Raw genomic sequence first — 11635 nt, 5'->3', positions numbered from 1 at the left:
ACATTTCTTCTCGCAAAGGGGCGGCCTCGCCGCGCGCAAAAGGCGGCGGCAGCCGGTAGTCAGGTCGTGGCCAGGGAGCAACCGGCTTCATGCAACTTCATGAAGGATCGTCCCTGGAAAGTTGAACAGCGCTTCAGATCAGGCGCGTTTGCCCTCAACCGCGCACTTCACGTCGGAGACGATGCAACCGTCCGCCAACTTGATGATGCGGTCGGCCAGCTGGAAGTACTGATCGTCGTGAGTAATGATCAGGATCGTCTTGCCGCGACGCTTGAGGTCCGGCAGCAGTTCCTCGTAAAAGAAGCGCTTGAACGGCGGGTCCTGGTCGGCGGCCCACTCGTCCAGCAGGTAAATCGGACGGTCCTCCAGGTAGGCGCACACCAGTGCCAGGCGTTTCTGCTGGCCGTATGACAAGGCCGTGGTGGTCGAGTAACCAAGTCCCTCGATCTTGACCTTGTCTTCCAGGCCCAGAGTCGAGAGGTATGTCTGCGCCTGATCGGTGCTGGGATGTTCTTTCTCGTCAGGACCTATCAATCGGTTGAACAGATGGAAGTCAGAGAACACCGCCGAGAACAGGTCGCGATAGTCGCCGCGCGAGTCGTCCGTGACCGCCGCACCGTCGAGCAGTAGCTGACCCTCTTGCGGGATGTACAGGCCGCAGAACACTTTGGCCAGGGTGCTTTTGCCACAACCGTTGCCGCCGACGATGTAGACCAGCTCACCAGAGTGGATCGTCAGGTCGATAGGTCCCAGGGCAAAACCGGAACTGATCTGCGGGTCCTTGTAGTTCATGTGTACGTTCTTGAGCTGGATACTGCCCCAGGACTTCTTGTGATCGAGAAGCAGCACATTGTCTGCATCGCTGGTTTCCGGCTCCGGATGCGGTTCGTTGATGGAGAATCCGAAATCCGCCAGTCGCGTGCAGGCAATACGTCCCTGGGCCAGCATCGGCATGGCGCTGACCAGCATCACCAGCGGGCCCATGATGTACAGCACCGCCAGCACACTGGCGCTCATGGTCTTGGCGTCGATAACAGCGAACATCGGCGCAGCGAACAGCAGGCAGCCGACCAGCAACGACAGGGTCAACTGGCCAACGTTTTCGGCGGCAGTAAACCAGAGCCGTTCGATGTAGTTGTACTTCGCGACCCGAACCGAAGACTCCTGGATCGCCGAGCGGCTGAACCAGCGGCGGCGAATACCGTTGAGTTTCAGTTCCTTGAGGCCGAACACAAGCGCGTGTGTGTATTCGTTGAAGGCCGTGAATTCGTCGCGCACCTTGTGGGTGAACTTCATGCCACCCATGAAAAACAGCAGGTACATTGCAACGCCCAGGATCATCAGCGAGATGGTTATCGCAAACACCACCCAGGACAGGTAGGCCAGGTAGGCAATACCGAACAGGAACACCGCCGACTCCACCAGGATCGTCGGCATGATCAACAGCGTGGCGTTGAGTTGCGGAATATCGCTGGTCAGCAGGGTCAGCACATTCGGCGCACCGCGGCGGTCGACTTCCTCAAGCGGCGTGCCGAGGATCTTGCGGCACAGGGCAATGCGCAGACGGGTCATGATGCGCATGCTGGCGTAAGCCGGAAACAGCGACGCACCGTTGCGGAACAGGAGCGCCACCACGCTCAGGCCGACAAACCAGAACAGCGACTGACGCTGAAAGGTCTCCTCGTGAATCGCCTGGTTGATCACATTGACCACGGCAATGGACGCAACGCCGCTGATGAGCCCTGTCAGCAGCGTAAAGAACGTCAGCCAGGGATGGCTGCTCCATAACAGACGCATGATCGAGCCTGGTCTGGCCTTCTTCTCTTGCTTGGTTTTCATTAGCTGCTGCCCTTGAATGCATTAGCCAGCGCGGGCGCCGGTGGTTAAAAGTCCTGGCTTGATAACGGGATGTCGATCATTCAGGCCGGTTGCCAAACGTCGCCCCGAGCGGTCATTTCGCCCATGGCGACAACGATCAGCCGAGGTTCTTCATAAGGATCACGGGCGTGGGCGGCAAGCATGTTGTCAAGCATCACCACATCGCCCTTGCGCCATTCGAAACGCACAGCGCAAGCCTCGTAGGCTTCACCGATCAAGGCCATTACCGGGTCCTCGATGGCTGAGCCGTCGCCATAGCTGACCAACCGTGGCAGGCGGTCGGGGCCGAACATGTCGAGCAGGTCCTCTCGCAGCTCCTCGCCCATGCAGTACGGGTGATGCAATTGCACCTGGTTGAAGAAACAACGCTCGCCCGTGAATGGATGGGTGATCACCGCCGGGCACTGGGTGCGCAGCTGCAGGGTGTCGCCGTCAAGCCATTCGAAGTCCGTACCTTGCTCGCGGCAACGCTGTTCAATAACGCTGCGTTCGGACGTACCGAAGAACGATTCCCAGCTCGGCTCGACACCGGCGGTGAAGGTGCGGCTGTAAAGCAGACCTTTGCTCTCGAAGCGCTCGACCACCTCTTTCGGCAGGTACGCGAGCACTTGACGGATATCCGCCAGCGGCGTTGCCCCACCCACCCGCGATGGCTGCTCGCAGAAGAACCATTGCTTGCGTGGCCAGCTTTCCAGGTGCGAACTCTCGTTGTGATAGAGGATCATCTCGCGCTCGGGATACGGCGTTGAGCGATAGACATTGCGCCCGCCTTCCTTCTTCGGAAGGTCGCCGTACGTGCCGTGCAAGCCAGGCGAAAGCGCCTCGGCAAAGCCCTCGAAGGCCGCGACCGAAGGCAGATCAAATCCCCGAAACAAGACCGCGCCGTGACGGCACAGCAGCGTCTCGATCGCTTCGCGCCGGGCGCTGCCCCACTGCACCGGGTCCAGCCCGTCAGCCGTTGGCTCGATCACCACAGGCAAACTGTTACCGGTAGCCAGCAAGGACAACCGTACCGACGGGTCAGCGGCCCTGTCGGGCCAGGTTGGCGCATCCGTTTGCTGTTCATCAGCGAAAACGGGCGCAGTGTTAGCTTGAAGACTCATGAACAAACTCCTGGACCTCAGCCCTTCACATCCACTTTTGTAGGGCGCCAGACCAGCACGCTCCGGCACCGCGCAAGAATCAAAACACTGATGGCCTAAGGCGTCTGTCACCGCAATCCGGGACATCGGTCGCGAAGAGTGTCGATGCGTACTGATCTGAATCGGCAGGCTTTGTCCCCATTTCCCTCGACAGACGCAGCCCGTTAGTCGGTGCTGAAATGCGCCAACTGCGGATCATGCCGGCCCATTGACGGATTCGTCAGGCCGCAGGGATGTCTCGATTGCAGCGGATTTGAGCGCTGCATCTGGTTATTACACAGGAGCTTTGGTCATGCCGATTACGAACACTGACGAATCGCTTAGCGCCGCGTCAGCCCCTCTCAAGCCCGGTGCTTTCCTGCACGAGATATTCAGTGACAGGGCGCGTCAATTTCCTGAGCGCACCGCGGTGAGCGATGCAGCCCGGACGTTGAGCTACGCACAGCTCGACGCGCTGTCGACAAAGCTGGCTGCACGTTTACGCGATGAAGGCGTGACCTACGGCACGCGTGTGGGCATGTACCTGCCGCGCAGCGTCGATCTGGTCACCAGCCTGCTGGGTATTCTCAAAGCCGGCGGCACCTATGTGCCGGTCGACCCGCAATACCCTGGCAAACGCGTCGAGCACATCGTGCGCGACAGCGAGCTGAGCCTGATCATCGGCGATGCCGCCAACCTGCCGAAAATATCGTCTCTGCGCGTATTGGCACTCGACGAGTTACTGTCCGCGCCGGCGCTGCAACCGGCCGCTCAAGACACCCGTATCGACCCGAATAATTCCACTGCCTACATCATCTACACCTCTGGCTCCACCGGTGAGCCCAAGGGCGTACAGGTTTCCCATGGCAACGTCAGTCGCCTGCTGGAAAGTACCCAACGCGCCTATGGCTTCAACGCCCAGGATGTCTGGTCGATGTTCCACTCCATCGGTTTCGACTTCTCGGTCTGGGAAATCTGGGGTGCCCTCGCCCACGGCGGCCAGGTGGCCGTTGTCCCGTATGACATCTCGCGCTCTCCTGCCGCCCTGCGTCAATGGCTCGCCGATCAGCGCATCACCGTGCTCAGCCAGACGCCATCGGCTTTCCGTGGTCTTGATGAGGCCGATCGTGGCAACACCGCGCCGCTGGCGCTGCGCTACGTGGTGCTCGGTGGCGAAGCGTTGCCCGCCAGCGTGCTGCGTCCCTGGGTCGAGCGCCACGGTGACCAGAAGCCCGCGCTGATCAACATGTACGGCATCACTGAGGCCACCGTTCACACCACCTTCAAGCGAGTGTTGGCGCAGGACCTGGAAACAGCAGCCATGGTGTCGCTGGGCAAGCCGCTGCACGGCTGGCGCCTGCACCTGCTTGACGCCAACCAGGCGCCGGTCGCGGCAGGCACTACCGGCGAGCTGTACATCGAAGGCGCGGGCGTGGCTCAGGGCTACCTGAACCGTGAGGCGCTCAACGTCGAGCGCTTCGTCGAGTTACCCGGTGCTGTGCGCGCCTATCGTACTGGCGACCTGATGACCCTGGAGAGTAATGGCGAATACCGTTATGCCGGTCGCTGCGACGAGCAATTGAAAATCAGCGGTTTCCGCATCGAGCCCGGCGAGATCGAAGCCTCTCTGCAAACCAGCCCGAGCGTGGCCGCGGCCCATGTCGGCGTACATGATTACGGCGATGGTGACCTGCGCCTGGTAGCTTACGTGGTGCCAGGCCAGGGCGTCGACGCCTGGACCGAACAGGCTCGCAGCGAAGTTGCCGCATTGATGGCCGAAAATTTGCCGGAGTACATGCGTCCCTCGGTGTATGTGCCGCTGGCAGAGCTGCCGGTGACTCATCACGGCAAAATCGACAAGCAACAACTGCCCTCGCCTGCCGCTGGCACGGCGCTTTCAGGCGCGGCAGACGTCAAGGGCCTCAGTGAACAGGAGCACTTCGTGCTCAAGGTCTGGAGCGAAGACCTGGGTCTGAAAAACATCGGCGTCAATGATGATTTCTTCGATTCCGGCGGCACTTCACTGGCACTGATCCGCTCGCTGAGCAAGCTCAAGACACATTACAAAATCAACCTCGACCCCGGGATCCTGGCGGATGGCGCAACGGCCAAAGTCCTGGCCGACCACATCACCCGTAGCCTTGTTCAAGCCCATTGACCGAAAAGGAAAAGCTCATGAGCAAAAAATTCGCCTTAACTGCGGAACAGCGTGCCTCGTTCGAGAAAAACGGTTTTATCGGGCCGTTTGACGCTTACTCGCCAGAAGAAATGAAAGAAACCTGGAAGCGCACCCGTCTGCGCCTGCTCGACCGTAGCGCTGCCGCCTACCAGGATCTGGACGCCATTTCCGGTGGCACCAACATCGCCAACTATGATCGCCATCTGGACGATGATTTCCTGGCCAGCCACATCTGTCGCCCGGAAATCTGCGATCGCGTCGAAAGCATCCTCGGCCCGAACGTGCTCTGCTGGCGTACCGAGTTCTTTCCCAAATATCCGGGCGATGAAGGCACCGACTGGCACCAGGCCGACACCTTCGCCAATGCCTCCGGCAAGCCACAGATCATCTGGCCGGAAAACGAAGAGTTCGGCGGCACCATTACTGTCTGGACCGCATTTACCGACGCGAACATTGCCAATGGTTGCCTGCAGTTCATTCCCGGCACCCAGAACAGCATGAATTACGACGAAACCAAGCGCATGACCTATGAGCCCGATGCCAACAACTCGGTGGTCAAGGATGGCGTGCGTCGCGGTTTCTTCGGCTATGACTATCGCCAGTTGCAGATCGATAAGGACTGGAAACCCGATGAGGCCTCTGCTGTGCCCATGCAGATGAAGGCCGGGCAGTTCATTATTTTCTGGTCGACGCTGATGCACGCGTCCTATCCGCACAGTGGCGAATCACAGGAAATGCGCATGGGCTTCGCGTCACGCTATGTACCCTCGTTCGTCCATGTCTACCCGGATTCGGATCATATCGAAGAATACGGCGGTCGCATCAGTCTGGAGAAATACGGCGCGGTGCAAGTGATCGGTGACGAAACACCGGAATACAACCGGCTTGTGACCCACACCACCCGCGGCAAGAAATTCGAAGCGGTCTGACCCGCACACGTCATACGACAATAGCCTCGCGCAATGTGCCTGAAAAAGCGCCCGACAAAGAGTGAAGATCCATGACTATTTCCTCCGATGCAGCGATGCGTCTGTGCGAGACGGTGAGGATGCTCAGGCACCTTGCCCTCAATTTGCCCGATCCGGTGTGCCTGAGCTTTCTCGCCCGGGACGACGGCCCTCTGCCAGAGCCGGCGTGCTCCAGCGTGCGAGCCACAGAGCGGGCGATCAATGCCGCGTTTGCGCGCATCGGCGTGCGCACCCTGCAGTACTTGCACGGTGGCGAGGCACAACTGTCGTCGTTCGAATATTTTATAAGCCGCAAAATCTGCGAAGCGCTCGACTATAGCTACGAGCACTTCGACGATGCCGGAGACGTGACCGCATTCAATCGACTGCTCAAGCATTTTGAATTCGACGGTGCAGTGCCGCATATAGAGACACTGCTCCTGACCACCCACGACCATGCCCGGTTGCTAGTACATGCCAGTGCCAACCGCGAGCTGCCTCCCGTGGTTTTGGCACTGCCCTGCGGCATTCCGTTCGATCTCTGCCGCAACTGGTTCGACGCCTTGAGCGAGCGCTTTTTTGTCGTGACCTGGGAAACCCGAGGGCTGTTCGGTGCCTGCGAGGCGTTCGACCAGATCGCGGTGGACACCGATGCCCAGGTTGCCGACATGATCAGCGTGATGAATCACTTCGGGTTATCGACCGCACATCTAATGGGCATCTGCGGCGGCGCGGTCATCGCCCTGAGCGCCGCTGCTGCCCACGCCGAGCGGGTCAACTCCCTGAGCCTGTGGCATGGGGATTACAATCTGGGCGACAGTGACTTGCGCACCGCTCATCAGCAAAACTTCGAGTGGCTGATGGAAAGCGCTGCTCAGGATCGCGACGAGGCTGCCGACCTGCAAGCGATGTTCCTCGATCAGGCAACGCTGGCCACCACCCCTGAGTCCATTGCCCACGTAGTGCTTTACCCCTACGTCAATCCCGAGTTGTTCTATCGCTATGCGCGTTTGAATGACGCGCTGAACAAGACCGAGCTGGCACCACGACTGACGCGCATCACCGCGCCAACCCTGGTAGTGGCTGGCGATGCCGACTCGACTACGCACATCGGCGGCTCACGGCATATCGCCGCGTCGATCAAGGACGCCACGCTGCACGTAGAGCGCAATGGCAGCCACCTGGCGTTCTTTGCCTCCAGCCAGCAATCGAAACAAACCGCCTTCAGCTTCCTCGAAGAAGTTCTTCAGCCCGCTGTCGCCTGACAGGCATTCGATACCTCGCCGAATGGAAAGGGGGCTTAGGCCCCCAGCTTTACTCTGCTCTGCGACCTTGAGCGCGGCGGCGACCGACTCACCTTCAAAGCGGCACACTGGCGCAGCAATCACCAACCGTCCCTTCAGCGCCCCGCTCCATAGGCCAATCGAATCGGTCCAGGCCTCTATACCGGCGAGGCGCGGCGCCGTCCCGAATCACTGATCAACCTACCCGGAAGACCACCACGCTCAGTTGTCCCAGCTTCCCATGACAGACATCCCCAGGTGGATGCTCTATTTTTTTTTCAATGTTTTTAATCCTCCCGCCGACTGGCAGTCGTCCAGCGCCATGCCGCGCCGTCCATCGACCGGAGACGAGCCAATTGATTTCGCAAACAGGTGCTTTGAGATGAATTCGTTGATCGACAATCTGTGCACGCAAGGACAAGAGCTCCTTCCGCTGGCTTCGGTTCAGCAAGGTATCTGGCTTGATCAGCTCGCCTATCCGCACCTGCCTTATTACAACATCGGCATGACTCTGGAGATCAAGGGCGACATCGATATTGCACTGTTCGAAAAAGCCATCCAGAGGGTCATCGACAGCCATGACGCGCTGCGTCTGAGTTTCAGCCACGAAAGGGGGATGGGCGGCCAGCGGGTTCTGTCCAAGGCGCCGTTCAAGCTTGAGGTGACCGATTTTCCTGAGGTCGACGGCGACACCGAGCAGGCCATTGCGCATCTGCGCGAGTCGTTCCGCCATCCCTTTGAGTCAATGACCGGACAACTCTGGGAATCGCGTCTGGTTCGTTGCGGGCCGCAACTTCATTACTGGTTCAATCGCTTGCACCACCTGGTTGCCGACGGCATCGGTGCAGTGCTGATCGCGCACGCCGTAGGCGATACCTACTCAGGCTTGCTGGAAGGCAAGGAAACGCTTGCCGAGGGGCCTTCATACCTCTCGTTCCTTGAAGAAGACAGGGCCTACATGGCGTCTTGTCGCTACGAGCGTGATCGACTGTTCTGGGAGCAGTCCTACGCACAACTGCCGCCGGTTCTGCTGCAACGCAGGGCAGATTTCAAGGCAGGCCTTACCAACGTCCCTGCCCCCAGTGACCAGGTTCAAGCCATGTTGCCTCGCGCGCTTTACAACGCGCTGACGCAGTTTGCCAGCGAATGCAACCTGTCCGTTGCTCATGTACTGGTCGGAGTGATCAGCACCTATTTCTGCCGCACCGTGGGCGTCGATGAGATCGTTGTCGGTATGCCGGTGCATAACCGTACCAATGCTCGTCAGAAAGCCACCATCGGTATGTTTTCCTCGGTCAGCCCGATTCGCGTGGGCTTCGATCCGCATGAAACGCTGGTCGATCTGATGAATAACATCGGCACGCAACTACGTCGCACTTATCGCCACCAGCGTTTCCCGATTGCCGAACTCAACCGTAGCCTGCGGCTGGCGCAAAACGGACGCCACCAGTTGTTCGATGTTTCACTGTCATTCGAAAGCTTCGATGGTGACGTCACGTTCGGCAGCGAGGACCCGGCGCGGGTGCTGATGCTGGACAACGGTTACGAGCAGACGCCCATGGCGATCTTCGTACGCGACTACCATCCTTCTGAAGACATCCACCTGGATTTCAACTTCAACACCGCTTACTTCACCTTCGAGGAAGCTCAGCGCGTACAACAGCGCATTTTCGCCATGCTTGAAGCTGTGCTGAATCAACACGACACGCCTTTGGCGCACTTCCCGTTGATGAGCACAAGCGAGCATCAGCAACTGGCAACTTTCAACGAAACCGCCCTCGCCTATCCCCGCGATGTCCTGATCCACCAACTGATCGAACAACAGGCCGCCCAGCGTCCGGATGCCTGCGCCGTACGTGGCGACAGCGGGCCGTTGCTCACTTACGCCGAACTCAACCAGCAGGCCAACCAGCTCGCCCATCGCCTGATCGAACTGGGCGTGGAGCCGGATACGCGTGTCGCGGTCAGCCTGCGTCGCGGCGCGGAAATGGTCGTGGCGCTGTTGGGTATTCTCAAGGCCGGTGGCGCCTATGTACCGATCGACCCTGACCTGCCCAGCGCTCGCCAGGCCTATATGCTCGAGGACAGCTCGCCGCAGGCAGTGCTGACCACTCGGGACCTGAGCGACAACCTGCCGGCCTCGGATCTTCCGGTGCTGGTGCTCGATGGCCGCGATGACCGCGCGCAATTGGCCAGGCAGCCGAGCGTCAACCCGGATGCCAAGGCCCTGGGCCTGCAGCCGAATCACCTGGCCTATGTGCTTTACACCTCGGGCTCTACCGGTACACCCAAAGGCGTGATGAACGAGCACCTGGGCGTGGTCAACCGCCTGCTTTGGGCGCGCGACGCCTATCAGGTGAACAGTCAGGATCGCGTACTGCAAAAGACCCCGTTCGGTTTCGACGTCTCGGTCTGGGAGTTTTTCCTGCCACTGCTGACCGGTGCCGAACTGGTCATGGCCCGTCCCGGTGGCCATCAGGATCCGGACTACCTGGCGCAGGTGATGAGTGACGCGGGCATTACCCTGCTGCACTTCGTGCCCTCGATGCTCGATGTGTTTCTGGAACACCGCTCAACCCGCGACTTCCCGCAACTGCGCCGCGTGCTGTGCAGTGGCGAGGCCTTGCCTCGTGCGTTGCAGCGCCGCTTCGAGCAACACCTGAAGGGCGTTGAACTGCACAACCTGTATGGCCCGACCGAAGCGGCCATCGACGTTACCGCCTGGGAATGTCGTCCGACGGATCCGGGCGACAGCGTGCCCATCGGCCGCCCGATTGCCAACATTCAGATGCACGTACTCGATGCCTTGGGCCAGTTGCAACCATTGGGTGTGGCCGGTGAGCTGCACATTGGCGGTATCGGCGTGGCGCGGGGTTACCTGAATCAGCCGGACCTGAGTGCCGAGCGTTTCATCGCTGACCCGTTCTCCAGCGACCCGCAGGCACGCCTGTACAAAACCGGCGACGTCGGTCGCTGGCTGGCCAATGGCGCGCTGGAATACCTGGGCCGTAATGACTTTCAGGTGAAGATCCGCGGCTTGCGTATCGAAATCGGCGAAATCGAGGCCGCCCTGGCTAAACACCCGGCGGTCCACGAAGCGGTGGTCACTGCTCGCGAAGACATACCCGGCGACAAACGTCTGGTGGCTTACTACACGCAGTCTGCCGAGCACACTGCTGTCGATCTTGAAATCCTGCGCAGTCACCTGCAGCAACAGTTGCCGGAGTACATGGTTCCGGCCATTTATGTGCTGCTCGAGGCCATGCCACTGACATCGAACGGCAAGCTCGATCGCAAGGCGCTGCCAGCCCCGGACGGTGATGCGCTGATCAGCCGTGGTTACGAAGCGCCGCAAGGCGAAGTGGAAACCCTGTTGGCATCGATCTGGGCCGATGTGCTCAAGGTTGAACAGGTGGGACGCCATGACCATTTCTTCGAACTGGGTGGCCACTCACTGCTGGCGGTGAAATTGATCGAACGCATGCGCCAGGTTGGCCTGAGTGCCGATGTGCATGTGCTGTTCGGCCAACCGACCGTGGCGGCACTGGCGGCAGCTGCCGGTGGAGGCTCGGAAGTCGTGGTGCCGACCAATCTTATTCCCGAGCATTGCGACCGTATCACCCCGCAGATGTTGGCGCTGATCAACCTCTCTCAGGCGCAGATCGACCACGTGGTGAAGGACATGCCGGGCGGCGTGGCCAACGTGCAGGACATCTACCCGCTGGCACCGTTGCAGGCTGGGATTCTTTACCACCATATCAGTGCCGAACAGGGCGACCCCTACACCCTGAAAGCACTGTTCGCGCTATCTGACCGGGCGCGACTGGACGATTTCAGTGGCGCTTTGCAAGGCGTGATCAACCGCCACGATATCCTGCGCACCGCGGTGCTGTGGGAAGATCTCGATGAGCCGGTGCAAGTCGTGCTGCGTCAAGCTGAACTGCACGTCACCGAGTTGTTCCTCGACTCTGCAGACGGCCCGGTTGACGAGCAATTACACCAACGCTTCGACCGTCGGCATTACCGCCTCGATGTGCGTACTGCGCCATTGATGCGCATTGTCTTTAGCCATGACCCGGTCAACGACCGCTGGCTGGCGATGCTGCTGTGCCACCACCTGGTCAGCGACGCCACTTCCCTGTCCGTGATACTGCAGGAAATTCAGGCGCACCTGCTCGGTCAGGGCAAGGCGTTGGGTGAGGCAGTGCCATATCGCAACTATGTCGC

Annotated in this window: 6 protein-coding genes (1 of these 6 running past the window's edge); 4 read left to right on the top strand and 2 right to left on the bottom strand. The window is 59.9% G+C overall.

Annotation, left to right across the window (positions count from 1 at the left end):
- Nucleotides 1-138 precede the first annotated feature (138 nt).
- A complete protein-coding gene (gene syrD, locus KUIN1_RS13595; protein ID WP_011267822.1) occupies nt 139-1839 on the bottom strand; it encodes a cyclic peptide syringomycin export ABC transporter SyrD in 1701 nt (566 codons plus the stop codon).
- 80 nt (nt 1840-1919) lie between these two features.
- Nucleotides 1920-2981: a TauD/TfdA family dioxygenase gene (locus tag KUIN1_RS13590; RefSeq protein ID WP_116831048.1), complete on the bottom strand. Its 1062-nt coding sequence runs from the start codon at nt 2979-2981 to the stop codon at nt 1920-1922.
- A 331-nt stretch (nt 2982-3312) separates the two neighbouring features.
- Here KUIN1_RS13590 and syrB1 point away from each other — a divergent pair, with 331 nt between their 5' ends.
- From syrB1 to syrE, 4 genes are all read left to right on the top strand, one after another.
- Complete coding sequence (syrB1, locus tag KUIN1_RS13585; protein WP_011267820.1) at nt 3313-5157, top strand: syringomycin E biosynthesis L-threonine--[L-threonyl-carrier protein] ligase SyrB1; 1845 nt, start codon at nt 3313-3315, stop codon at nt 5155-5157.
- Nucleotides 5158-5174: 17 nt separating this feature from the next.
- Entirely contained in the window at nt 5175-6107 is a 933-nt protein-coding gene (gene syrB2 / locus KUIN1_RS13580) for a syringomycin E biosynthesis L-threonyl-[L-threonyl-carrier protein] 4-chlorinase SyrB2 (RefSeq protein ID WP_011267819.1), read from the top strand.
- A 71-nt stretch (nt 6108-6178) separates the two neighbouring features.
- Nucleotides 6179-7390, top strand: a complete 1212-nt coding sequence (gene syrC, locus KUIN1_RS13575) for a syringomycin E biosynthesis aminoacyltransferase SyrC (protein WP_011267818.1) — start codon at nt 6179-6181, stop codon at nt 7388-7390.
- Between the two features lie 400 nt (nt 7391-7790).
- Nucleotides 7791-11635, top strand: the 5' end (the start) of a protein-coding gene (gene syrE, locus KUIN1_RS13570) for a non-ribosomal peptide synthetase (RefSeq protein ID WP_172980055.1). The gene runs 24529 nt beyond the window's last position; the window shows 3845 of its 28374 coding nt (coding positions 1-3845); the start codon lies at nt 7791-7793; its stop codon lies beyond the right edge, outside the window.

It is taken from the genome of Pseudomonas sp. KUIN-1, assembly GCF_009176725.1.
GTDB lineage: Bacteria > Pseudomonadota > Gammaproteobacteria > Pseudomonadales > Pseudomonadaceae > Aquipseudomonas > Aquipseudomonas fragariae.
Note: the sequence above shows the minus strand (reverse complement) of the source record. Positions and strands in the feature narration are given on the sequence as shown.

Excerpts from the sequence above, each read along its gene's own strand:
- syrD (WP_011267822.1), bottom strand. The coding sequence starts at position 1,839 with ATGAAAACCAAGCAAGAGAAGAAGGCCAGACCAGGCTCGATCATGCGT.
- KUIN1_RS13590 (WP_116831048.1), bottom strand. The coding sequence starts at position 2,981 with ATGAGTCTTCAAGCTAACACTGCGCCCGTTTTCGCTGATGAACAGCAA.
- syrB1 (WP_011267820.1), top strand. The coding sequence starts at position 3,313 with ATGCCGATTACGAACACTGACGAATCGCTTAGCGCCGCGTCAGCCCCT.
- syrB2 (WP_011267819.1), top strand. The coding sequence starts at position 5,175 with ATGAGCAAAAAATTCGCCTTAACTGCGGAACAGCGTGCCTCGTTCGAG.
- syrC (WP_011267818.1), top strand. The coding sequence starts at position 6,179 with ATGACTATTTCCTCCGATGCAGCGATGCGTCTGTGCGAGACGGTGAGG.